The sequence below is a fragment of the Actinoplanes lobatus genome, from assembly GCF_014205215.1.
In the GTDB taxonomy this organism is placed as follows: domain Bacteria; phylum Actinomycetota; class Actinomycetes; order Mycobacteriales; family Micromonosporaceae; genus Actinoplanes; species Actinoplanes lobatus.
On sequence record NZ_JACHNC010000001.1, the window covers coordinates 8,391,831 to 8,413,735 of the forward strand.

The window sequence follows — 21,905 nt, forward strand, 5'->3', positions numbered from 1 at the left end:
CTTCACCTTTTCGATCACCCGCTTCTCATCCACAAGGAGACGCCGATGCGCCTCGGTGACCTCGTCATCGACGTGACGCCACTCAGGACCAGCAGGGACTTCCGCTTCCTGTTCGCCGCCCGCCTGGTGTCCCTTCTCGGCCTCGGCCTGACCCTCGTGGCGCTGCCGCTACAGGTGTGGCAGCTCACCCACTCGTCCTGGCACGTGGGACTGGTGAGCGTCGTCAACATGGTCCCGATGCTGATCGGCACCCTGGCCGGGGGCATCCTGGCCGACCGGATGGACCGCCGGAAGCTGATCCTGCTGGCCCGGGGCTCCGCGGTGGTGGTGTTCGCGGTGCTGGCCCTGAACGCGGCGGCGGACACCCCGTACCTCTGGGTGATCTATCTGTCCGCGGCGGTCAACAGCGTCCTGAACGGACTGTCCGCGACCGCGCTGATGGCCACCACTCCCAACCTGGTCGGCCGCGACCAGCTGCCCGCGGCGGGCGCGCTGATGGCCATCACCGCCGAGCTGGGCGCGATCATCGGCCCGTCGGTCGCGGGTGGCCTCACCGAGCTCGCCGGCCTGTCCTGGAACTACGGCCTCACCGCGGTCGCCACGTTCATCACCACGGCGCTGATCGCCTTCATCAGGCCGCAGCCCCCGGCCGGCGCCGAACCCGACGAGTCTCCGCTGCGCTCGATCGCCGGTGGCCTGCGATTCGTGGCCGCCAACCGGTTGATCGCCGGGCTGCTGCTGATCGACATGGTCGTGGTCGTCTTCGCGATGCCGACCGCGATCTTCCCCGAGCTGACCGAGCGGATGTACGGCGACGGCGGCACCGTCCTCGGCCTGTTCTACGCGGCCCCCGGTGTGGGCGCGATGATCGCCGCCCTGGCCAGCGGCTGGACCGGCACGGTCAAGCACACCGGCCGCCACCTGATCTGGGCCACCGCGGCGTGCGGCCTGGCCGTCGCCGGGCTGGGCCTGACCGCCGACTGGCTGTGGGTGTCCCTGTTCTTCCTGGCCCTGCTCGGCGCCGCCGACACCATCTCGGAGATCCTGCGCCGCTCCCTGCTCCAGCACAACACCCCCGACCACCTCCAGGGCCGGGTGAGCAGCCTGTGGCTGGCGCAGACCAACGTGGGCCCGGCCATCGGCAGCGTCGAGGTCGCCCTCGCCGCCCGCCTGGCCGGCCCGGCCACGGCCCTGATCGCCGGTGGCATCCTGTGCGCGGCCGGAGCGGTCGCCGTCGGCGCGTCCAGCCGCGAACTCCGCGACGCCAGCCTCCACGACCCGAGCGCCGACGACCTCCTCGATGCCGCCGCCCCGACGTCCGGCAACTGAGCCCGCCGCCCGGCCGGCGATCGCCGGCCGGAGCGAGGTCGCATCCCGGTCCCGTCACCGGCGGCCGGCCACAAGGCTGAGCGCCCGCCCGGCCAGGGCGATCCGCGACGGGATCAACACCGCCACCACACCCGCGGCCAGGCTGGTCACGACCACCACCGCGATGGCGCCCCAGGGCACCACCACATGGGCTCCCGGATCGGTCTGCCGCAGCACCCCGGTGACCGCGATCAGGCTGGTCATCGCGACCGCGATACCGACGAGCAGAGCGCCCGCGATCACCGTCAGGGTCTCGTAGAGGATCGCCGTCAGCACCTGGCGCCCGGTGCCACCGGCCACCCGCAGCAGGGCCACCTCGCGGCGCCGCCGGCCGGCCGACATCAACAGGGTGTTGGCGATGGCGATCGCGCTGTACAGCAGCGCCATCCCGATCAGCAGGGAGAAGACCACCTGATTCGCCCGGCCGGCGGCGTCCGCCTGGGCCGCCAGCCAGTCCGGGGTGGAGGTGGCCGTACCACCGTACCGGCCGGCCACCTCGGTGATCGGGCCGGACGGATCAGTGCCCGCGCCGGTGGCCAGGTACACGGTGGTCAGCATCGGATCGTGCACATGCGGGGCGACACTCTCCCGCGACAGAAGCAGGCCCGGCAGCCCACCGCCGGACACCACCACGGCCGCCACCGCGACCTCGGTGCGGCTGCCGTCGCCGAAGTAGAGCGTGTGCCGTTCGCCGGCCTTCCACCCGACCATGTCCGCGCCCTCCCGGGTGAGCACCACCGAATCCGCCGCCAGGCCGTCCAGCGATCCGCTGACCACGTCGAGCCGATGGGTACGGCTGACCGCCCCCAGATCCACCCCGGCCCCGCCGACCGACCACACGGTGTCGCCGGAGACCGCGAACAGTTCGGTGTCGATCACCGGAGTCACCGCGGTGACCCCGGGCACCCCGGCGAACGCGGTGGCGGCCTGGCCGGGCAGCCCGCCCGCTGCCTCGACGACGTGGCTCGCGGTGGTGTGCGCCCGGTTCTCGTCGACCACCGAGGTGGTGATCGTGGCGCCGACCCCGAGAGTGGAGACGGCGATGGCCGCGGTGAGCATGACCGGCGCCCCTGTCGACACCGTCCGCCGTACGCCGGTCCGGATGTTCTGCAGCACCAGCGGACCGATCGACGGGGTGAGCCAGGCCAGCGGACGGCCGAGCAGAGCCGTCAGGTGGGGCAGGAAGAGCGGGCCGAGCGCCGTACCGGCGATGATCAGTGCCTCGGTGACGACGACCGAGATCGGCACCGCCGCCTCGGCGCCGGCCGCCCGCAACGCGATCACCAGGCCGGCGGCAACCACCAGGAACAGCACGCCGGCGAACCACCGGCCGCCGGTCATCACCCGCCGGTCGGCGGCCGCGTCCCGCAGCGCCTCGACGGGCGCCACCCGCGCCGCCCGGCGAGACGCGCTGATCACCCCGAGGGCGGCCACCAGCAGGCCGACCACGAAGGCGATCACCAGCGGCAGGCCGGAGGCGCCGGCGGTGAACCCGGGCGGCGCCAGGCCGTTGCGGACGAGCCGTCCGGCGAGGAAACCGGCGCCGACAACGCCGATACCGCACCCGGCGAGCGCGCCGAGGGCACCGACCACCATGCTCTCCCGGAACACCATCCGGCGTACGTCCTGCGGCGCGGCGCCGACCAGGCGCAGCAGCGCGATCTCCCGGCGCCGCTCGGCAACCGTGAACGCGAAGGTGCTGGCGACCACGAACACCGCCACGAAACCCGCGATCACCGCGGTCATCGCGAGCAGGGCCACCATGTCCTCGCGGGCCTGGCGGTACGGGTCGGCGACGACGCCCTCCGCACGGGCCGTTCCGGTGGCCACGGTGACGCCGTCGGTGGCGACGGCATCCCGGATCCCGGCGGCGACCTGCTCGGTGGCGGCGCCGGCCGCCGGTTGAACGCCGAGCGCGTCCACCTGCTCGCCCGCCGCCGACAGGCGGGCCGCCGCCGCGTCGGTGAAGAAGACGGTGTCCTCAGGCGTCACCCCGGACGCCTCGGTGATTCCGGTGACCCGTCCGTCGGCCACCCCGCCGGGGGTGCTCACCCGCAGGGTCGAGCCGACCTGCGCCCCGGCGGCCCGCGCCAGCGACGCGGACACCACGAGGTCGCCGTCGGCCTGCGGCGCGGTTCCGGCCACCATCCGGTACGGGGTGAGCGCCGCCCCGCTCCACGACCGCCCGACCGGTGTGCCGCCGGAGCCGTTCACACCCGCCGGCAACAGCTGGATCGTGAACCAGCGATCGGCGATCACCTGTGCGACGCCAGGCACCGCCGCGATCCGGCCGGTCAGCGCCGCGGGGATCCGGCGCGTCTCCGGCGCCTCGCCGATCCACTCCCCCGGCCCGTTGCCGGACGGCAGGCGCAGCTCCTGCTCGGCATGTACCAGGATCGGCACGCCTGTGTAGCGGTCGGCGCCGGGCAGCACCGGGTCGAACCGCACGGCCGCGGAGATGACCAGGGCGTTGGTGGCGACCAGGCCGACACCGAGGGCGAGCGCGACGAACGAGCCGGCGAACAGGATCCACCGGTCACGCAGGGTGCGCAGCGCTGTCCACAGCATCGTCTCAGCCCTCCAGCCGCGACATCACGTCGGCGATCTCGCGGGCTCCGGCACCACGCACCTCGGTGTGGACCTGCCCGTCGACCAGGAACAGGACCCGGTCGGCGTACGACGCCGCGACCGGATCGTGCGTCACCATGATCAGTGTCATGCCGGTGTCGCGGACCACCTCGCTCATCAACTCCAGCACCTCACGGCTGGTGTTCGTGTCGAGGGCGCCGGTCGGCTCGTCCGCGAACAGCACGTCCGGCCGGGTGATCAGCGCCCGGGCCAGTGACACCCGCTGCTGCTGGCCGCCGGAGAGCGCATCCGGCCGCCGCCGCGCCTGCTCGGCGAGGCCGACCCGGGCCAGCGCGTCGCGTACCCCACCGCGGGCCGGGCGGCGCCCGGCCAGCCGGAGCGGCAGCTCGACGTTCTGCTCGGCGGTGAGCGACGGGAGCAGGTTGAAGGCCTGGAAGACGAAACCGATCCGGGTACGCCGTAGCACGGTGAGCTCGTTCTCCGAGAGGTTCCCGATCTCCCGGTCGCCCAGGAACACCTGCCCCGAGGTGGGCCGGTCGAGCCCCGCGGCACATTGCAGCAGCGTGCTCTTGCCGGATCCGGACGGGCCCATCACGGCCGTGAAGGACCCGCTGGCGAACGACGCCCGCACACCGCGCAGCGCGTGCACGGTGCTGGTCCCGGAGCCGTATGTCCTGGTGAGCCCGACCAGCCGGACCTGATCGGTGGTCTGCGTGTGCGGCTGCCGTGCCGCAGTGGGTCCGCCCATGGCACTGAGCCAACCATCTTCCGGCGCCCGGGGAATCCGCGCGAGCACCCGTTCCGAGGTACGGGTATCCGTACCTCCGCCGGCGTCAGTCCTCGTCGGGGGCGTGGTGGTCGAGGTTCTGAACGCCGCGCTTCCAGTAGCCGTCGACGTCGACCGCGTCGGCGGGGAGGGCCCGGTCGTTGCGGAGGTGGCGGCGGATCGGCTTGAGGGTGGTGGCCTCGCCGGCGATCCAGACGAAACCGTCACCGGGCGGGAGCTCGGCGGCGGTGATCGCGTCCAGCAGAAGGGTGGTGCCTCCCGGCTCGGCGCCGTCCCGGTGAAGCCAGGTGAGCGTCACATCGGCGAACCAGGTCAGCTTCTGCTCCTCCACGGCGTCGGCCACCTCGACATATGCCAGGACTCGGCGGCCGGCGGGGATCTGCTCCAGGAAGCGGGCCACGGCGGGCAGGGCGGTCTCGTCGCCGGCGATGAGATACCAGTCGAGGTCCATCGGGATCAGGACCGAGCCGCGCGGGCCCAGGACGCCTACGGTCTGGCCCTCGCTCGCCTGGGCCGCCCACGTGGATGCCGGGCCCTCGCCGTGGATGACGAAGTCGAGGTCGAGTTCGCCGGGGCGGTGGGCGCGGACCGTGTAGTCGCGGAACACCGGGCGGGGCGTTCCGGGCGGCGGCGGGATCAGGCCGTTGGGGCCCAGGGCGGGCATGATCGGCAGTTCGGCGCCGTCGGCCGGGAAGAAGACCTTGACGTGGTCGGCGGGGGCCGGGCCCTGGAAGCCGTCGAGGTCGTCGCCGCCGAGAGTCACGCGGACCAGGCGCGGGGTGATCCGCTGGACGTTGCGGACCTGGAGCAGGCGGGGCTCGAGGTCGTACTGGACGATCGTGGCGGGCACGGAACTCCTCCGTAGACGGCGGTGAAAAGGCACGACCCGCCGTGGAAGAACGGCGGGTCGTGTCGGGAACAGATCAGGCGGACGGCGTGTCCATGGCCCGGATCAGGCTGGCCGGGCGCATGTCGGTCCAGGTCTTCTCGACGTACTCCAGGCAGTTGGCGCGGGAGTCCTCCGGGTGGGCGACCGTCCACCCGGCCGGGATCTCGGCGAACGACGGCCACAGCGAGTGCTGGCCCTCCTCGTTGACGAGTACCAGGTAGGTGGCGTCGTCGTCCTCGAACGGGTTGGTGCTCATCGGACGGCCTCCTGCCGCGCGGCGGTCAGCAGCGCCCACCAGCCGTTGACGGTGGCGTCCTCGGCGAGGTCGGCGAAATCGAGGCGGACGCCGCCGGAGCGCCAGCGCTCGACCAGGGTCATCAGCCGGATCGAGTCGAGGCCGACGTCGATCAGGTCGTCGTCGGGGCCGAAGCTGTCGGCCGGCTCCTCGAGGACCTCGGCGATCTGCGCCTGTAGTTCGGCGGCGGACGTGGGCAGCGGGGCGGTCATGGTCGGTCTCCGGAGGTGACGAGTGTCCACGGCTCGGCGGCCGGGACGGGGTGGCGGTCGGCGAGCCGGGCGGCGACCGACGCGACGATCTCGCCGGATCGCACCGCCACCGCGGACAGCAGGGAGGACGTGATGCCGTGCGAGTGCTCGGTCGCGCCCTGGAGGTAGACGCCGGCGTGCAGGGCCGGGTCGGTGACGAGCCGGTAGTCGCGGCCGATGCGCGGCAGGCCCTCGTCGTCGCGCCGGCACAGCGGGCCGGTCGCGCCGAGCAGTGTCGCCGCGTCGACCGGACGGCAGCCGGTGGCGTAGATGACGGCGTCGGCGCTCAGCTCGGTCAGTTCGCCGGTGGGCAGGTGTTCGACCACCAGCTCGACACCGTCGGGGCGCGATTTCAGGCCGGTGACCCGGGAGGCGTTCATGACGCGGAGCCGGTTGCGGCCCAGGATCCTCTCACCGTACGCCTTGCGGTACAGCTCGGTGATCAGGTCACCGTCCACCACCGAGTAGTTGGTGTTGCGGTGGTAGTCGAACAGCATCCGCTTCACGTCGTCCGGGGCGCCGTAGTAGAGGTCCACGGCGGACGGGTCGAAGATGCCGTTGGCGAAGTTGCTGTCGTCGGCGGGGCTGTAGCCGTACCGGAAGAAGACCGAGCAGACCTCGGCGGCCGGGTAGCGTTCGTGCAGGAAAGCGGTCGTCTCGGCGGCACTCTGGCCGGCACCGACCACGACGAACCGCTGGGGCCGTTCCACCTCGAACGTCTCGACGCGGTGCAGGATGTCGAGGTTGTGCCAGACCCGCTCGGAGACGGTGACCTCCGGCGGCAGGGCCGCTTCCAGCCCGGCGGCGACGATCACGTTACGGGCCCGCACGACCCGGGTGCCGCCGTCGGTCCGGGCGATCACGTCGACCGCCCGGGCCTGGCCGTCGGCGCCGGTGACCGGGACGACGTCGGTGACCGTGTGCCCGTACGCCACGCTGTCCTTCATCCGGCCGGCGGCCCAGCTGAGGTAGTCGTGGAACTCGACCCGCAGCGGGTACATCGTCTTGTAGTTGATGAAGTCGGCGAGCCGGTCGTGGGCGTGCAGGTAGGAGACGAAGCTGAAGTCGCTGGCCGGGTTGCGCATGGTGACCAGGTCCTTGAGGAAGGAGACCTGCATCGTCGCGTTCTCGAACAGCATCCCGCGATGCCAGCCGAACTCCTCCTGCTTCTCCAGGAAGACGGCCTCGATGCGGTCCTCCAGACGGGCGCACCGGGCGTTGTGCTCCTCGACGGCGATGGCGAGGGCCAGGTTGGACGGTCCGAAACCGATGCCGACCAGGTCGTACACCGTGGAGTCGGAGGGATTCAAGGTCAGGCCCTTTCGAGCGGAGCGGCACTGCCGTGCGGAGGTTAGGCTAACCTAACCATTTCAGGCGAGTAAAGCGGGTCGTGGATGCGACATGAGCGCGGCACACTTGTGCCCCAGATCGACCTCGATGAGCGGCTCGAATCCCGCGGCCGCGAACATCCGGCGTGCCATGGCGTGCCGCGCGTCCGGGTCGGCGACCACCCGGGCGCACCGGGGATCGGCCGCGAACAGGCCGTCCACCAGCGCCGCCATCAACTCCCGGCCGAGGCCGCGGTCGGTCGCCTCGAGCGGCCCGACGGCGATGTGGACACCCAGGTCGTACGCCTCCGCCGGGTAGTACCGGCCGACCACGTCGCGCGGTGTCCGGTAGACCTCCAGGTAGGCCAGGTCGGCCCCGTCGCGTGCGGCGATCAGGGGCAGCGTGCACGCCCCGGCGAGCTGCCGCCGGAGCACCGCGTCCCACCGCTCGACCGGCCAGTTCTGCTCCCAGAACAGGTCCACGTGCGGCAGCGCCATCCAGTCGGCGACCACTGTGCCGTCACCGGCGCCCGGGTCGGCCACCCGCACCCGCCAGGGCCCGTCCAGGTCCGGGACGGGCGGTGGACCGGCCGCGACCACGGCCGGGTCGAGGCCGTCGGTCAGCTCCCGGAAGGACTCCGCCGACCAGGTTTCCGCGCTCATCGGATCCCCCTTTACTTAGGTTCGCCTAACCTAAGCGCTGGAGGGCGTATCCGCCTAGCCCGGGGAGCGGAGGGAACGCTCCCGCCCGTACGGTAAGGTCCCGCGATCAACCGTCGATGCTGCGCGAGAGATTCGCGATGCTGGTGGTCAGCGCGGTGACGTAGGCGCTGATCCGCCACGCCGCGGTGACCAGGCTCGCGAGCCGCGCCACCAGTACCGGCCGGGTCACCACCTCCGGACTGTCGATCACCCACAGGCTCGCCCGGGCGAACAGGTCGCCGATCAGGCCGCGCACGATGTCGCGGGCCAGCAGGATCAGGTCACCGGCCGATCTGGTGATCAATGTCATGGCCGTCGAGGTCGCGGCCAGCCCGCGCAGCGCCTCCACGTTGTTCGCCATGATGTCCAGGTAGGCGCGCACGTCCGGCCGCTCCGGCCCGGGGAACGCCCCGGCCAGGCACCACTCCAGATCGGACGCCAGCCGGCGCAGCTCACCGGCCATCACGTCCCAGTGGCCGGCCTGGTCGGCGACCACCTCCGGGGTGCCGGTGAGATCGTCGAGAAGGCGGCGAAGCGGTTCGACATGCGTGGTCGCGTACTCCAGCCCGCCGGTCCGCAGCAGCATGAACATGCCGGTCACCGGAGTGGCGAACTCGGCGACCGGGGCGGCCTCGGCGAGCAGCGGCTCCACCCACTCGCGGCTGTTGACCGCCTCCAGCACGCCGTCGATGATCTCCGGGGCCGACGGGGCGTCCTCGTCGGCGGAGCCCTCGTCCGGCTGGCCCACCATCTCGGCCAGCGGCTGCTCCCCGGCGGCCACCCGGCGCAGGCCGCGAACGGTCAGGACCAGCGTCTCCTCGACGTACGCCAGAAGCTCGTCGTGTTTTTGATAGCGGTCACCCAGGCCGGTGAGAATCCAGCCGCAGAGTGCCCCGAAAGCGGTCTGGCCCTTCTCGATCTGCCGTCCGGTGAGCCGGACCTGCCCGAGCCGCACCCGCAACCGGTCGAGCTGGGCGGCATGCGCCCTGAGCTGCTCCGGGCCGACCGGGGGCCCGGCGGCCGTCGCCACTACGACGCCATCCCGGAAAGGTAACTCAACGCCACACCGGGACAGTACCGTCCCGTCACGGGGTGGCGCTGACCCAGGGGCGTCAGAAGACGAGCCGGTCCGCGAAGGCCGTCACCACCTCGTCCGGATCGGCGTCCGCCCCGATCGAGGTGGTCAGCATGTCCAGCAGCAGACCGTCCATCGCGTAGTGCAGCAGCGCGATCTCGAAGGCCCCGCCCGGCAGGCCGGTGGTGCGGTGGAACGCCACATCGTCGCGGAAGCCGGCCCGCAGGGTGCCGCCGAGGATCTCGGACAGCCCCGGCCGCCGGGCCGCCTCCAGTCGCAGCTCGATCAGCGCCCGGGTCAGGTCGGGCTGCCGGGTGGTGCGCTCCAGGATGTAGCGCAGGTAGTCGACGAACAACTCCCGGCCCGGCTCGCGGGCGGCCAGGCCGGCGACCACCGTCTCGTCGGGGGCGAACCGCTCCATGATCCGCTCGCCGAGGGCGCCGAGCAGCGCGTCGCGGGACCGGAAGTAGTTCGACGCCGTGCCGGCGGGCACCCCGGCCTCCTGATCGACGGCACGGTGGGTGAGCCCACGGGCCCGCTCGCGGCGAGCACGCGCAACCCCGCGTCGGCGAGCACGCGACGGCGTTCCGGATTTCTGGCCATGCGCGGACACTAGCAGGAACCACTACAGGTGCTGTAGTTTACAAACCACGACAGCCATAGTGGTTAGGGGTCATCTTGCGAAAGCTCGTCTATTTCGTCGCCGCCACCATCGACGGATTCATCGCCGCACCCGACGGCTCGTGGGACTTCATGACGATCCACGACGACGTCACCGCGTTCATGAGCACGCGATATCCGGAGACCGTGCCCACCCACCTGCGCGGGCCCCTGGGCGTCGAGGGGCCGAACCGGGTGTTCGACACGGTGCTGATGGGACGGCACACCTACGAGCCGGCCCTCCAGGCCGGGATCATCTCCCCGTACGCGCATCTGAAGCAGTTCGTGTTCTCCCGCACGCTGCCGGCCTCGGCGGATCCGGCCGTCCAGGTGGTGGCCGACGATCCGCATGCCCTGGCCGACAAGCTCAAGCAGCAGCCCGGCCTGGACATCTGGCTGGCCGGCGGCGGCAGCCTGGCCGGGCAGCTGCTGCCCGTCGTCGACGAACTGGTCATCAAACTGAACCCGATCGTGGCGGGCGCCGGCATCCCCCTCGCCACGACCGGGTTCGACCCGCACCGTTTCGACCTGATCGACACGACCCCGCTGGACAGCGGCGTGGTCGTGCTCCGCTACCGGGCCGCCGCCGGGTAGCGCCCGGCCATCTGCGCCCCGATACGCCGGTCAGCCGCGGATCTCGACCACCTGGTCGACGGGAAGGCGCGGGGTGGGTTCGGCGGCCGGGCCGGTGGTGTCGGCGATGCCGAGACGCACCACGAGGTACGGCGTGCCGAGGCCGCCGAGCAGGTGGCCGAGCCGCTGCCGGGTGAAACCCACCTCGACCGGGCCGCTCAACGGGGTGAGGGCCGCGCCGTGCTCGGTGGCGGCCAGCCACACGGCGTTGAGCGCCTCGCCGGCGCGCAGCCAGTCGGCCGGCTCGTCGCCGCTGCCGTAAAGAACCGCGTAGGTGACGGCGCTGTCGTGCCCGCCCCCGCCGGGAAGGGTGCCGGCCACGCCGAAGTCCCGGCCCGCGACGGTGGTCTGCGCCGGTTCGGCCAGCAGGCTCGCGTCGGGGATGCCGGTGCCGTCGGCGCGTTTCCCGCCGACCCAGGTGGAGGTCTCGGCCTGGAGCAGATCGTCGGCGGTCTCCGCCTTCTGCGCCTGCTCCACCAGGACCGCCAGCTCGATGACCTGATCACGGCTGAGCAGGCACAGGCGGGCGCCGCCCTGCTCGGCGGCCACGGTGAGCGCGTCGAGGACCTTCGCGTCGACCGGTTCGTCGCTCATGGTCCGGCGGTCGGTGTGCCGCTGCGACAACTGGTCGCGGACGCGGACGGCCGCCGGGTCGGCGGTACGGCGTCTGAGCGGCCGGATGATCGCGAGGGGCTCGCCGGCGGGACGCTCGACCTCATGGGCCCAGCCCTCGGCGTCCAGGGCGACCCGGGCGTGGTGCAGCGCGGCGCCGCAACTCACCAGCAGCATGTGCTGGTCCGGGTCCTGGAAGCGCAACTGCCGGGCGGTCACCGCGAACAGCTCCAGGCGGTCGGGGTGCACCACCCAGCGCCAGGGCTGGGTGTTGTGGACCGACGGCGCGTAACGGGCGGCGCCCGCGGCCTGGGCCAGCAGGTCGCGGGTCTGCGTGTCAGCGGTCAAGGTGCCCTCCCCGGCGGCGCAGCGTCACGACGGCACCAGCCTGCCACAGCGGCGGGGAACCCGGAGCGGAACGGTCTCCTCCGGGCTGTCCCGAAAACCGGGTCCATCGACCCTGAACAGCGAGAACATCGAGGAGAACGATCGGATCACAGGCAGTCCCCGAAAGGAGCCGTACGATGCGCGCCGCCGTTGTCACCTCATTCGACAAGCCCCTCGAGATCATGGAGGTGGCCGTTCCGGAGCCGGGTCCCGGCAAGATCCGGGTGCGCCTGGAGGCGAGCGGACTGTGCCACACCGACATCCACGCCGCCCGCGGGGACTGGCCGGTCAAGCCGGGTCTGCCGTTCACTCCGGGCCACGAGGGGGTGGGCATCGTCGACCGGGCCGGTGCGGGAGTCGCCTCGCCGGCCGCCGGGGAGCGGGTCGCCGTGCCGTGGCTGGGGTACGCGTGCGGGACGTGCGAGTACTGCGTCACCGGCTGGGAGACGCTGTGCGAGGCGCAGGTGAACACCGGGTACGGGATCGACGGCGGGCACGCCGAATACCTGGTGGCCGACGCGCGGTACGTGGTGCGGGTTCCGGACGGGATCGCCCCGGCCGAGGCGGCGCCGCTGACGTGTGCGGGCGTCACCACGTACAAGGCGGTGAAGGTCGGTGGGGTGACGCCGGGCGACCGGGTGGCGATCTTCGGAATCGGCGGGCTGGGGCACCTGGCGCAGCAGTACGCGCAGATCTTCGGCGGCGAGACCATCGGCGTCGACGTCACCGAGGAGAAGCTGGCCCTGTCCCGCCGGCTCGGCGCGGCGCACGTGATCAACGCGGCGACCACCGACCCGGTCGCCGCGATCGAGGCGCTCGGCGGCGCCGACGTGGCCGTGGTGCTGGCCGCCGACCCGCGGGTCATCGAGCAGGCGCATGCCTCGCTGCGGCGTGGCGGCCGGCTGGTCCTGGTGTCACTGCCGAAGGACAACACGATCACGCTGCCGGTCTTCCAGACCGTGCTGAAGGGCATCCGGGTGATCGGCTCGATCGTCGGGACCCGAGCCGATCTGGCCGAGGTGTTCCGGTTGCACGCGGCCGGGCGCACCCAGGTGCTCTTCGAGACCCGCACCCTCGACGAGATCAACGACTCCATCGAGGACGTGCTGGCCGGCCGGGTCGCGGCCCGGCTCGTGATGCTTCCCTGACCGGGCCGGCATCGGCGACCATGGTGATGATGGGGCCGCTGCCGATTCGCCGACCGTCCGCCGTGCCGCCGGGTTATCCGCCCGAGTACGAGCGGGAGCTGCGGCTGCCCGACGGCCGCACGGTGCTCGTCCGCCCGATCGTTCCCGCCGACCGGGGCCCGCTGGCGCACGCGATCCGCACCGCCGACCCGGACACCGTACGGCGGCGGTTCCTCGGCCCGCCGCCGCGGATCACCCCGCAACTGCTGACCCATCTGTGCACGGTCGACTACCGGCAACGGTTCGCGCTGGTCGCCGTGGACCCGGTGTCCGGTGCGGGAATCGCCGTCGCCCGGTACGAGGCGACGGCGGACGGCGGCGCCGAGGTGGCGGTCGCGGTGACCCCGTCCTGGCGGCGGGCCGGGCTGGCCACCGCGCTGGTCGAGGTGCTGGCGGAGGCGGCGCTGGATCGCGGGATACGCACCTTCAGCGCCTTCTATCTCGCCGAGAACCGGCCGGTGACGGCGCTGCTCGACCTGGCCGGAGACCGGCGGCGAGGGTCGGTCCACGAGGGCTTCGCCGAGGCGGCCGTGGCGCTGGACCGGGCCGCGGTGACGGCTGCCGTCCAGCGCCTGCTGCCGTAGCGGCCGAGGGCGCTATCGCTTACGGCCTCAACCGGCTTTTCGTCCTTTCGCCGCCGCTTCAGGCTCGGACACGACGTACCGCACCGAAGTGACGATCAGCCCGATCGTGGTCGGCCAGGGCGACAGCGCCACAAACTGCCTCCACCTGCATCGATGCTCGGCCGGAGACCACGGTGCCCGGCAGGGACAAGGTCCCAACGGCCCTGTCAAGACGGCCGGTGTGGCAGCAGGGTGGAAGGTGTGAGCAGCAGCACAGGAGCGGAAGGGGCGTCAGATGGACTCCGAACCGACCGGCCTGATCGTCGCCGGTGTCAACGATTCACACGCCAGCAGGGAGGCGGTGCGGACGGGTGCGCGGGAGGCCGCGCTGCGCCGGTGCCGCCTGGAACTGTTGCACGCGTTCAACTGGGAGCCGACGATCGCCCCGGAGGGCGGGCTCGGACGGGAGGCATTGCTGGAGCGGGCGGTGGCCGACGCGCGTGACGCCGCACCCGGCGTACCGGTCGGGACTCGCCTGTTCGAGGGTTCCGCCGAGGCCGGGCTCCTGAGCCGGTCCCGGATCGCGGAGCTGACCGTCATCGGCGACGGCGGGCTGGCGGATCGCACCTGCATGCCGCTCGAGTCGCTCACCGTGCAGGTGGCGGCACGCGCGGCCGGTACCGTGCTGATCACCCCCGCGGTGGCCCCGGCGGGCCCGGTCGTGGTGGGCGTGAACGCGTCGGACACCGCACAGCAGGCGCTGGAGTTCGCATTCGGCACCGCGGCCGGGCGGCACGCCGGTCTGATGGTGGTACGGGCCTGGGATCGTGACGACGAGGAGGAGGACCCGCGGCCCGCTCTCCTGGCGGCCGTCGGCCCGCTGGAGTCGCGGTACGGCGTGCGGGCGTGTGTCCGGGTCGTCGAGGACGATCCCTGCGCGGCCCTGCGGAGTGCGGCACGCGGAGCGGGCCTGGTGGTGCTGGGCGCCCGGGGCCATCATCCCTACTCCGGCCTGCTGGGCTGGGTGGCGCAGACACTGTTGCACCACTCCCCCGCGCCGGTGGCGCTGGTCCGGGGGAACGCGGCCCGTTCGGCGCGGCCACCTCATCGCGAGACGGCGGGAAGTAGCCGTTAGGAAGTCGCCGGAACGCGAGCTGCGCCCGCCGGGCCGCTCAGACCAGGGCGCCACCGATCGTGCGGGCGCCGACGAAGGCGGCCACCGCGAGGATCAGCCAGGCGAAGCCGGGCGACCGGCATGCGGGGCGCCAGCCGGGCCGCGATCAGCGAGCCGATGACCGCCGCCGCGGTGAAGGCGGCCGCGATCCGGTGGTCGACGGCCGCGTCCCCGGCGTGCGCGAGCAGGCCGGCGGCCGAGTTGACGACGATCACCACGAGGGGGTGGCCACGGCCGACGGCATCGGCAGGCCGAGCAGCACCACCAGGGCCGGGATGAGAAGGAAGCCGCCGCCCACGCCGAACAGGCCGGTGAGGAAACCGACGCCGAGTCCGGACGCGGCGGCCCGGGGCAGGCAGCCGCGCCAGTCGACCCGGCCGTCGGGCAGCGCGCAGGCGCCGCCGCACTCGTCCTCGCGGCGCAGCATGCGCACCCCCGCGGCCAGCATGAGCAGGGCGAACCCCGACAGGACGAGCCGCGGGTCGAGCAGCCGGCCGGCGGCGGCCCCGGCGAACGCCGCCACGGCGCCGGTGCCGCCGACCACGGCGGCGATGCGCCACCGCACGAGCCCCGCGCGCAGGCGCGGGAACAGGGCGGTAGCGGACGAGACACCGACGACCACCAGCGAGGTGGGTAGGGCGGCGGCAAGGCTGAGGCCCGCGCCGTAGACCAGGGCGGGTACGGCCAGAACGGACTCACCGCCACCGAAGAGCCCGAGCAGGACCCCGATGAGGGCCCCGAACCCGATCGCCGCGGTCATGTGGCGCCGCCGGTGAGGGCGGCCACCACGTCGCCGACGTCGGTGCGGGGCGCGCGGTTGTACGGCAGCCGTGCCAGCAGCGAGCCCATCAGGCAGGTGCCGGTGAGGGCGGCCACGGTCAGCCCGGCCTCGACCACGGCGGCGACCCACTTGACCGGCCCGGCGATCGCGCTGGCCAGCACCGCCACCAGCACCAGGAGGCCGGCGGTGAGGCGTACCTGCCGTTCCAGGTCCCAGCGGGGCCGCCCGGTACGGAGCGGCGCCGCGGCGCCCTGCCAGGCGGTGATGCCGCCGGCCAGGACCCGCACGTGCGGCAACCCGGCGGCGCGCAGCAACTGTTCGGCGTGTCCGGCACGCTGCCCGGACCGGCACACCAGGACGACGTTCTCGCCGAGGTGGGCGTGGAGTTCGTCGCGGTGTTCGCGGAGCAGGTCGAGCGGGACGTTGTAGGAGCCGGGGATGTGGTCGACGGCAAACTTGCCCGGGGTCACAGCTTGACTCCGATCAGTAAATACCCCTGGGGGTATATTGCGAGCCGAAAGAGAGGCGCCGCCGTTCGGCGACGCCTTTCGCCAGGTCAGGACAGGGACATGAAGAGCTTCTCCAGCTCCTCCTCGCTCATCGGCGGGTCCTCGCCGCGCTCCCGAGCCGCCTGGCACTGCCGCATGCCGGTGGCAATGATCTTGAAACCGGCCCGGTCGACGGCACTGGAGACCGCGGCGAGCTGGGTCAGGACGCGACGGCAGTCCTCGCCGTTCTCGATCATGGCGATCACCGCGCCCAACTGGCCCTGCGCCCGCTTCAGCCGGGTCCGCGCACAGTCCGAGTACGCCGAGGCCGACGGCCAGGGCGATCCCCAGGTAGGCATTTCTCCTCGATTCCTCGTCAGCGGTAGACGACGGTGATGGCACCGGTGGTGCTGTTCCAGATGAGTGATCCGTGCCGGAAGTCGCTGCGCCGGCCGACGGTGACGGTGTATTCGTCGCTGGTGGGCGGGCCGAGCCGGCTGCCGGTGCCGCCGAGGGCGAGGTAGCGGGTCAGGATGCCGCCGCGGACCTCGTGGGCGCCGTCGGTGCTGTTCCAGTAGACGTTGCCGCGCTGGAACTGCACGGCCCGGCCCACACTGACCGCCTTCTCGTCGGAGCGTGGGTAGCCGAGGTAGCCGGCCTCACCGCCGAGAGCCAGCCATCTGGTACGGATGGCGCCGTGCACCTCGTGGGCGCCGGTCGCCGAGGACCAGTAGATCGAGCCGCCCTGGAAGGTGCTGTACCAGCCGCCGCCCGCGCCGGGGCGTTCGCCGGCGGTGGGGTAGCGCAGGAAGGAGCCGGCGGTGCCCAGCGCGCGGTATTTGGTGAGGATCGCGCCGCGGACCGCGTGGGCGCCGGTCGCCGCCGAGTAGTACAGCCGTCCCTTCTGGAACCACTGGACCTCGGTGCCGGCCGTGGTGGCCTGCATCGGCCCGGTGGTGGCGGCGCCCAGCGAGGACGGTCCGCCGGCGGTCAGGTACGCCGTCCGGATCGGGCCTCGGGTGACCGCCTGGAAGGGGCTCACGAAGGCGTACCCCTGGCCTTTGATCTTGTCGATGATCTGTTGCAGGTTGCCGGGGTCGCTGGACGGGATGCTGACGTGCATGACGACGATCGCGCCGGGTTTGAGGAAGCGGTCGATGCGGCCGCTCACCGTGGCCCAGTCGGCGCCCTGGTAGCCGGTGGTGTCGAAGGTCCAGTCGGCGTTGATGTAGAAGCCGCGCAGCGCGAGGTCGCGGTTGAGGGCGGCGTTCGTGTACCCGGACCGGTAGGGCGCCCGGAACCAGCCGGCCGAGCTGACGCCCGCGGCACGGAACGCCGCCTCGGTACGGTCCAGCTGGGACCAGCGCTGGGCCTGCGTCAGGGTCATGAAATCGGGGTGGCTCCAGCTGTGATTTATGATCTTGTGGCCCTGGGCGGCGATGTTCCGCGCCTCGGCCGGGTTCTGTTCGGCGAACCGTCCGGTCATGCCGAAGCCGCCGGTGATGCCGTTGGCGGCGAAGACGCGCAGCACCGTGTCCAGATTGGCCCTACTGGCCGCGATCTGGTCAACCGTTCCGGTGCGCCAGTCCAGATCGAACGTGAGGGTGGCGACCTTGCTCGTGTCGTACCCCTGGGTGAAGACCTGCGCCCGGTAGGGCGTGGCGTCGGCCGCGACGGCCGACGGCGCCGCGATCAGGGTGAGTGCTGGGATGGTCAGGACGGTCACCGCGGTACGCAGCGCCACCCGGGTCATGCGCCCTGTGTCCACAGGGATCACCTCCGCGCGCGGGCGGGGGGTGCCCGCGCCACACCCCCACCGTGCGGCGGTGGCGTGCGGAGGTCCATGGCCGAAGGTCCTAATAGATGGATAGCAGCCAATGGGACCTTCGGCCGGGGCGTTGCGTATCCCAGGCGGCGGCGTCGGTTGCGGACTCGCGGGCGAGGATGAGGGTGCCGTTCCGGCCGACCAGCGCCGCGCTCCGACGCCGTCCGTGATACAGGCCTACAGCTCGGGCGGTGGCGGCAGGCTCCGCCGACGGGACGTTCGCCTCCGGCAGGTGGGGCCTTGCGGCTCGGGCGAAACAGGACTTCCGGCCCGGGAGACCCGCGGCCCGGCGGCGAATAGTCGGCCATAGAGATTCGTGATTGAGGAGGACACCATGACCGCTACCGGCCGCAGCGCGGCCACGTCGCTCGAGCACGTCCCCGCCCCCGGCTCGATGCTCACCCACAACGCCGCCCGTTCCCTGGCCGTGCTCCGCATCTCCCTCGGGTTCGTCTTCCTGTGGGCGTTCCTCGACAAGACCTTCGGCTTCGGCTACGCGACTCCCGCCGAACGCGCCTGGATCGAGGGCGGCTCGCCCACCAAGGGCTTCCTCTCCGGCGTGGCGGTTGGCCCCTTCCAGGGCTTCTTCAACGACATCGCCGGCCAGGCCTGGGCCGACTGGCTGTTCATGCTCGGCCTGCTCGGCATCGGCCTCGCCCTGATCCTCGGCATCGGCCTGCGCATCGCCGCCGGCGCCGCCGCCGTGATGATGCTGCTCATGTGGTTCGCCGAGTTCCCGCCCGCGAAGACCGACGCCGCCGGCGAGGCCACCCACTCCACGAACCCGTTCATGGACTACCACATCGTCTACGGCCTCGCCGCCGTCGTCACCGCCCTCACCTACGCCGGCCACACCTGGGGCCTCGGCCGCCGGTGGGCCAAGATTCCCTTCGTGCACCGCAACCCCTGGCTGATCTGATCCCCTCCCCCGCCAACGGCACGGACGGTTTACCGTCCGTGCCGTTCGCCGTACCGGGCCACAGGTCCCGTCGGAACCAGCGGATACGCCCTGGGACGCCACCACCACCGCAAATACCCTAGGGGGTATACGGGGGGGGTTCCTGCCGTTCGGCGGCCACACGCCGCGCCAGGTGAGCAGGCCGGTCCGGCAGCTGATCGCCGACGGCGTCGAAGTCGTGCACGCCGGGGCGACGCCGCGGCGGCCGGCTGGTCGTGCACATCACCGACATGCCGATCAAGTGCCCGGTGGCGCCGCTGGAGTTCACCTTCCTGGCGGACGACCTCCTGCGCCGCCGTGGCGTCCGCGACCGTGTGGAACTGATCTACGCCACGTCGCTGCCGGGCGCGTTCACCAAGCCGATCGCCGCCGCACGGCTCGGCTCGATGCTGGACGACCGACGCGCATTGGAAGGCCCTCACCTTCCTGCGCGCCGACTACGCCGCCCAGGGCGAAACCGCCACCCTGCGCCGTGTCTCGACGGCCGGAGGGATCCCGGTCAAGGAGCTGTTCGCCCTCTTCCCCAAGAAGCCGGCCAAGAAGATGGCCTACATCGCCGGCCTGCCCAAACCGCACGGCTGCGTCTGAAGGCGCGCAGATCATCTTCGTCTGACACGGCACCGGCCGGCGCCTGGAGCGTCGGCCGGTGTCCGGGAGAGATCACTTCTTGGTGACCGGAACCTGCCTACCGGCGGTCTCCGGCGCCGTCAACGGCACGGTCACCTCCAGGATCCCCTTGTCGTAGGTCGCGGTGATCGCGGCCTCGTCGGCATTGGCGGGTAGCCGCACCGAGCGATGCAGCAGGCCGTACCGGAACTCCGAACGGCCCATCCCCTCGGCTTCGTCGCGGCGTTCGGCCTTCACGGTCAGCACCCCGTTGAGCGTGGTGATCTGCACGTCCTTCTCCGGGTCCATCCCGGGCAGTTCAGCGCGCAGCACGTACTGCTCGTCGGTGATCCGGTCCTCGACGCGGATCGCCGGCAGCGGGCGCGGGAAGTCGACCTCGAGCCAATCGCTCATGTCGCCGAAAAGACGCGGCAACAGCGTGGACATCACGACCTCCTTTCGGGTTCTCCTTCCATCACATCTCGCGGTGGCGGCGGTGTTCAGGGTCTTCCGGCCCCACGTTCCGACTCAGGCGTACGGGTCGGGCAGCAGCACCGCGACACCGTCGACGCGGTTCACGGTCGGTGGGACGGCCCGCCCGCCGGTTGGGCCGATCGGCCCCTGGCACCGTGGGTGTCCGCGGGGGACGGTGGACGTATGCCGGGCGCGGTCCTGGTCGTCGAGGATGACCGAGAGTTGCGGGAACTGGTCCGCCGCTATCTGGAGCGGGCCGGCCACCCAGTGCGCACGACGGGGTCCGGCGCGGAGGCCGTCGATCTGCTGTCCGGCGGCGGCGTCGAGGTGGTCGTACTGGATCTGGGCCTGCCCGACATCGACGGTCTGAACGTGCTGGCGGCCGCCCGTGACGGCCGGGACGTGCCGGTGGTGGTGCTGACCGCGCGCAGCGACGTCGAGGACCGTATCGACGGGCTGCGGCGAGGCGCCGACGACTACGTGACCAAACCCTTCTCCCCCACCGAACTGGTGTTGCGGATCGAGGCGGTGCTGCACCGGGCGCGGGGCGGGGCGGCTGGCGCCGCCGGAGCGGTGACGTTCGGCGGCGGCCGGATGGCGCTCGACGAGGTTCGGCACGAGGCCCGGCTCGACGGGCGCCTGCTGCCGTTGACACCGACGGAGTGGGGGCTGCTCACCGCGCTGGCGGCGACCCCGGGGCGGGTGTACTCCCGGTACGAGCTGATCAATCAGGTGCGCGGATACGAGTTCCCCGGCTACGAGCGCACGGTCGATTCGCACGTGAAGAACCTGCGCCGCAAGCTGGGGCCGGACGCCGGGCGGATCGTCGAGACCGTGCTCGGCGTCGGGTACCGGCTGGGGTGGTCGCGTGACCGGTGAACGCCCGGCGCTGGCCGGCCCGCTGGGCCGGCGGCTGCTGACGGCGTTCCTGCTGGTGGCACTGTCGTCGGTGGCGATGCTCACGATCGCGGCGCTGGTCGCCACCGACCGAGGGCTGGCCAGCGCCGCCGAGCGGAGCCGCCGGCAGACCGCCACGCGGGTGGCGGCCGTCGCCGCGGACGCCTACACCCGCTCGGCGGGCTGGAGCCGTGCCGATCTCGCCGGGGCCTCGGCGATCGCGGACGCGGCCGGGGCCCGCCTGATCGTCGTCGACGCGGACGGTCGCATGGTCTGGCCCGGTCACGGCATGGGTTCCGGCAGGGGCGGCATGCACGCGGCCGCCGATCCGGTCGTCGAGGCGCCGGTCACCGCCGGGCAGGAGCGGGTCGGCGCCGTCCGGCTGGCGTTCGTCTCGGGCGCCGCCGGTGGGCGTACGGTGGCCTGGTCCTGGATCGCCGGCGCGGCCGTGATCGCGGTGCTGGCCGGACTGGGCGTGAGCGGATACGTCGCGAGACGCCTCGCCCGGCCGCTGGTGGCGCTCGCCGCCACCGCCCGCCGGTTCGCCGCCGGCGACCGCACGGCACGTGCCCGGCTGCGGGCTCCCGGGGAACTGGGCGAACTCGGCGACGCCTTCGACACCATGGCCGACGAGGTGGTGCGGGCCGAGACGGTACGCCGCCGGCTGTCCGCGGACATCGCCCACGAACTGCGTACGCCGTTGGCCGGGTTGCAGGCCGGTCTGGAAGAACTGCGGGACGGATTGCGGGAGCCCGCCCCGGCCCGGCTGGCTGCCCTGCACGACCAGTCACTACGGCTGAGCCGGATCGTGCAGGACCTCGCCGACCTGTCCGCCGCCGAGGCGGCCGCGCTGTCGCTGCGCCCGGTCCCGACGGATCTCGCCGAGGTGGCCGCCACGGCGCTGGCCGCCGAACGGCCCCGCCTGGAGGCCGCCGGGCTGACCGTCACCGCCGATCTCGGCGCCCCCGCCCCGGTACGCGGTGACCCCGACCGGCTGCACCAGGTGGTGAGCAACCTGCTGGCCAACGCGAGCCGCTACGGCCGGCCGGGTGACCGGGTCCACGTCGGGGTAAGGGAGCGGGACGGCGCCGCGGTCCTGGAGGTGGCCGACACTGGGCCCGGCATCCCGGCCGACGAGTTGCCGCACGCGTTCGAACGGCTGTGGCGCGGTCGCGGCGCCGCCTCGGTGCCCGGCGCCGGGATCGGCCTGGCCGTCGTGCGGGAACTGGTGTCCGCCCACGGCGGCGCCGTCACCATCGACTCCCCGCCGGGCGGCGGCGTGACCGTAATGATCCGGCTGCCGGCCGCCGACCGCCGTTGAGGACCTTGCCCCCGGCGACGACATCAGGTAGCGAGCACCTCGCTCGCGGCTACCG

24 protein-coding genes and 2 pseudogenes are annotated in these 21,905 nt (G+C 72.5%); 10 read left to right on the plus strand and 16 right to left on the minus strand.

From position 1 onward, the window contains the following. The first annotated feature begins 45 nt into the window (after positions 1-45). Positions 46-1,329: an enterobactin transporter EntS gene (gene entS / locus BJ964_RS38355; RefSeq protein WP_188125234.1), complete on the plus strand. Its 1,284-nt coding sequence runs from the start codon at positions 46-48 to the stop codon at positions 1,327-1,329. A gap of 54 nt (positions 1,330-1,383) precedes the next feature. Here entS and BJ964_RS38360 read toward each other — a convergent pair whose 3' ends face one another. The 9 genes from BJ964_RS38360 to BJ964_RS38400 form a co-directional block, all read right to left on the minus strand. After that, the gene (locus BJ964_RS38360) at positions 1,384-3,936 is read right to left on the minus strand and encodes an ABC transporter permease (RefSeq protein WP_188125235.1); all 2,553 of its coding nucleotides are present in this window, start codon (positions 3,934-3,936) and stop codon (positions 1,384-1,386) included. Positions 3,937-3,940: 4 nt separating this feature from the next. Continuing rightward, positions 3,941-4,705, minus strand: coding sequence for an ABC transporter ATP-binding protein (locus tag BJ964_RS38365; RefSeq protein ID WP_188125236.1), 765 nt, complete (start codon positions 4,703-4,705; stop codon positions 3,941-3,943). Between the two features lie 85 nt (positions 4,706-4,790). Next, positions 4,791-5,594, minus strand: coding sequence for a siderophore-interacting protein (locus BJ964_RS38370; protein ID WP_188125237.1), 804 nt, complete (start codon positions 5,592-5,594; stop codon positions 4,791-4,793). Between the two features lie 73 nt (positions 5,595-5,667). After that, entirely contained in the window at positions 5,668-5,889 is a 222-nt protein-coding gene (locus BJ964_RS38375) for an MbtH family protein (RefSeq protein ID WP_188125238.1), read from the minus strand. Further along, positions 5,886-6,140 carry a phosphopantetheine-binding protein gene (locus BJ964_RS38380; protein WP_188125239.1) on the minus strand — a complete coding sequence of 85 codons (255 nt, stop codon included), beginning with the start codon at positions 6,138-6,140 and terminating at the stop codon, positions 5,886-5,888. The genes BJ964_RS38375 and BJ964_RS38380 overlap by 4 nt, the downstream gene beginning before the upstream one ends. Continuing rightward, on the minus strand, positions 6,137-7,489 hold the full coding sequence (locus tag BJ964_RS38385) for a lysine N(6)-hydroxylase/L-ornithine N(5)-oxygenase family protein (RefSeq protein ID WP_188125240.1): 1,353 nt from the start codon (positions 7,487-7,489) through the stop codon (positions 6,137-6,139). Before BJ964_RS38385 ends, BJ964_RS38380 begins: the two co-directional genes overlap by 4 nt. Before the next feature lie 60 nt (positions 7,490-7,549). After that, positions 7,550-8,170, minus strand: a complete 621-nt coding sequence (locus tag BJ964_RS38390) for a GNAT family N-acetyltransferase (RefSeq protein WP_188125241.1) — start codon at positions 8,168-8,170, stop codon at positions 7,550-7,552. Between the two features lie 106 nt (positions 8,171-8,276). After that, positions 8,277-9,239 (minus strand): hypothetical protein, encoded by a 963-nt coding sequence (locus BJ964_RS38395; RefSeq protein WP_188125242.1) that lies wholly within the window; start codon positions 9,237-9,239, stop codon positions 8,277-8,279. Between the two features lie 82 nt (positions 9,240-9,321). Beyond that, positions 9,322-9,777 carry a TetR/AcrR family transcriptional regulator gene (locus BJ964_RS38400; RefSeq protein ID WP_229807198.1) on the minus strand — a complete coding sequence of 152 codons (456 nt, stop codon included), beginning with the start codon at positions 9,775-9,777 and terminating at the stop codon, positions 9,322-9,324. Between the two features lie 185 nt (positions 9,778-9,962). On the opposite strand from BJ964_RS38400, the gene BJ964_RS38405 reads away from it, so the two are divergent. Continuing rightward, entirely contained in the window at positions 9,963-10,538 is a 576-nt protein-coding gene (locus tag BJ964_RS38405) for a dihydrofolate reductase family protein (protein ID WP_188125243.1), read from the plus strand. 30 nt (positions 10,539-10,568) lie between these two features. Here BJ964_RS38405 and BJ964_RS38410 read toward each other — a convergent pair whose 3' ends face one another. Further along, positions 10,569-11,537: an Acg family FMN-binding oxidoreductase gene (locus tag BJ964_RS38410; RefSeq protein ID WP_223149684.1), complete on the minus strand. Its 969-nt coding sequence runs from the start codon at positions 11,535-11,537 to the stop codon at positions 10,569-10,571. Positions 11,538-11,713: 176 nt separating this feature from the next. On the opposite strand from BJ964_RS38410, the gene BJ964_RS38415 reads away from it, so the two are divergent. From BJ964_RS38415 to BJ964_RS38425, 3 genes are all read left to right on the plus strand, one after another. Then, positions 11,714-12,724 carry a zinc-dependent alcohol dehydrogenase gene (locus BJ964_RS38415; RefSeq protein ID WP_188125244.1) on the plus strand — a complete coding sequence of 337 codons (1,011 nt, stop codon included), beginning with the start codon at positions 11,714-11,716 and terminating at the stop codon, positions 12,722-12,724. 29 nt (positions 12,725-12,753) lie between these two features. After that, positions 12,754-13,347 carry a GNAT family N-acetyltransferase gene (locus tag BJ964_RS38420; protein WP_188125245.1) on the plus strand — a complete coding sequence of 198 codons (594 nt, stop codon included), beginning with the start codon at positions 12,754-12,756 and terminating at the stop codon, positions 13,345-13,347. Positions 13,348-13,621: 274 nt separating this feature from the next. Further along, on the plus strand, positions 13,622-14,461 hold the full coding sequence (locus tag BJ964_RS38425) for a universal stress protein (protein WP_188125246.1): 840 nt from the start codon (positions 13,622-13,624) through the stop codon (positions 14,459-14,461). Here the strand turns inward: BJ964_RS38425 and BJ964_RS47590 are convergent. The 5 genes from BJ964_RS47590 to BJ964_RS38445 form a co-directional block, all read right to left on the minus strand. Beyond that, complete coding sequence (locus tag BJ964_RS47590) at positions 14,458-14,715, minus strand: hypothetical protein (RefSeq protein WP_203832445.1); 258 nt, start codon at positions 14,713-14,715, stop codon at positions 14,458-14,460. The genes BJ964_RS38425 and BJ964_RS47590 overlap by 4 nt on opposite strands. Then, complete coding sequence (locus BJ964_RS38430; protein ID WP_203832446.1) at positions 14,712-15,260, minus strand: sulfite exporter TauE/SafE family protein; 549 nt, start codon at positions 15,258-15,260, stop codon at positions 14,712-14,714. Before BJ964_RS38430 ends, BJ964_RS47590 begins: the two co-directional genes overlap by 4 nt. Continuing rightward, positions 15,257-15,751, minus strand: a complete 495-nt coding sequence (locus BJ964_RS38435) for a rhodanese-like domain-containing protein (RefSeq protein WP_229807197.1) — start codon at positions 15,749-15,751, stop codon at positions 15,257-15,259. The genes BJ964_RS38430 and BJ964_RS38435 overlap by 4 nt, the downstream gene beginning before the upstream one ends. An 86-nt stretch (positions 15,752-15,837) precedes the next feature. Then, positions 15,838-16,128, minus strand: coding sequence for a metal-sensitive transcriptional regulator (locus BJ964_RS38440; protein WP_188125247.1), 291 nt, complete (start codon positions 16,126-16,128; stop codon positions 15,838-15,840). Positions 16,129-16,145: 17 nt separating this feature from the next. Next, positions 16,146-17,537, minus strand: coding sequence for a polysaccharide deacetylase family protein (locus tag BJ964_RS38445; RefSeq protein WP_188125248.1), 1,392 nt, complete (start codon positions 17,535-17,537; stop codon positions 16,146-16,148). Positions 17,538-17,928: 391 nt separating this feature from the next. Between BJ964_RS38445 and BJ964_RS38450 the strand changes: the two genes are divergently transcribed. From BJ964_RS38450 to BJ964_RS38455, 3 genes and pseudogenes are all read left to right on the plus strand, one after another. After that, entirely contained in the window at positions 17,929-18,513 is a 585-nt protein-coding gene (locus BJ964_RS38450) for a DoxX family membrane protein (protein ID WP_188125249.1), read from the plus strand. A 139-nt stretch (positions 18,514-18,652) separates the two neighbouring features. Continuing rightward, positions 18,653-18,992, plus strand: a pseudogene (locus BJ964_RS48655) (type III sulfide quinone reductase, selenoprotein subtype); the annotation flags it as partial. After that, positions 18,949-19,140, plus strand: a pseudogene (locus BJ964_RS38455) (TusE/DsrC/DsvC family sulfur relay protein); the annotation flags it as partial. The pseudogenes BJ964_RS48655 and BJ964_RS38455, both read left to right, overlap by 44 nt. Positions 19,141-19,212: 72 nt before the next feature. On the opposite strand, the gene BJ964_RS38460 reads toward BJ964_RS38455, so the two are convergent. Next, positions 19,213-19,605, minus strand: coding sequence for an Hsp20/alpha crystallin family protein (locus tag BJ964_RS38460; protein ID WP_188125250.1), 393 nt, complete (start codon positions 19,603-19,605; stop codon positions 19,213-19,215). A gap of 210 nt (positions 19,606-19,815) precedes the next feature. On the opposite strand from BJ964_RS38460, the gene BJ964_RS38465 reads away from it, so the two are divergent. Both BJ964_RS38465 and BJ964_RS38470 read left to right on the plus strand, forming a co-directional pair. Then, entirely contained in the window at positions 19,816-20,511 is a 696-nt protein-coding gene (locus BJ964_RS38465) for a response regulator transcription factor (protein WP_188125251.1), read from the plus strand. Then, positions 20,501-21,850: a sensor histidine kinase gene (locus BJ964_RS38470; RefSeq protein ID WP_229807196.1), complete on the plus strand. Its 1,350-nt coding sequence runs from the start codon at positions 20,501-20,503 to the stop codon at positions 21,848-21,850. Before BJ964_RS38465 ends, BJ964_RS38470 begins: the two co-directional genes overlap by 11 nt. Positions 21,851-21,905 lie beyond the last annotated feature (55 nt).

Bases quoted from the DNA above. Each gene is read 5' to 3' on its own strand.
- BJ964_RS38450 (WP_188125249.1), top strand. From the start codon at position 17,929: ATGACCGCTACCGGCCGCAGCGCGGCCACGTCGCTCGAGCACGTCCCC.
- BJ964_RS38360 (WP_188125235.1), bottom strand. From the start codon at position 3,936: ATGCTGTGGACAGCGCTGCGCACCCTGCGTGACCGGTGGATCCTGTTC.
- BJ964_RS38460 (WP_188125250.1), bottom strand. From the start codon at position 19,605: ATGTCCACGCTGTTGCCGCGTCTTTTCGGCGACATGAGCGATTGGCTC.
- BJ964_RS38430 (WP_203832446.1), bottom strand. From the start codon at position 15,260: ATGACCGCGGCGATCGGGTTCGGGGCCCTCATCGGGGTCCTGCTCGGG.
- BJ964_RS38420 (WP_188125245.1), top strand. From the start codon at position 12,754: ATGGGGCCGCTGCCGATTCGCCGACCGTCCGCCGTGCCGCCGGGTTAT.
- BJ964_RS38380 (WP_188125239.1), bottom strand. From the start codon at position 6,140: ATGACCGCCCCGCTGCCCACGTCCGCCGCCGAACTACAGGCGCAGATC.
- BJ964_RS38375 (WP_188125238.1), bottom strand. From the start codon at position 5,889: ATGAGCACCAACCCGTTCGAGGACGACGACGCCACCTACCTGGTACTC.
- BJ964_RS38465 (WP_188125251.1), top strand. From the start codon at position 19,816: ATGCCGGGCGCGGTCCTGGTCGTCGAGGATGACCGAGAGTTGCGGGAA.
- BJ964_RS38390 (WP_188125241.1), bottom strand. From the start codon at position 8,170: ATGAGCGCGGAAACCTGGTCGGCGGAGTCCTTCCGGGAGCTGACCGAC.
- BJ964_RS38440 (WP_188125247.1), bottom strand. From the start codon at position 16,128: ATGCCTACCTGGGGATCGCCCTGGCCGTCGGCCTCGGCGTACTCGGAC.
- BJ964_RS38415 (WP_188125244.1), top strand. From the start codon at position 11,714: ATGCGCGCCGCCGTTGTCACCTCATTCGACAAGCCCCTCGAGATCATG.
- entS (WP_188125234.1), top strand. From the start codon at position 46: ATGCGCCTCGGTGACCTCGTCATCGACGTGACGCCACTCAGGACCAGC.
- BJ964_RS38425 (WP_188125246.1), top strand. From the start codon at position 13,622: ATGGACTCCGAACCGACCGGCCTGATCGTCGCCGGTGTCAACGATTCA.
- BJ964_RS38365 (WP_188125236.1), bottom strand. From the start codon at position 4,705: ATGGGCGGACCCACTGCGGCACGGCAGCCGCACACGCAGACCACCGAT.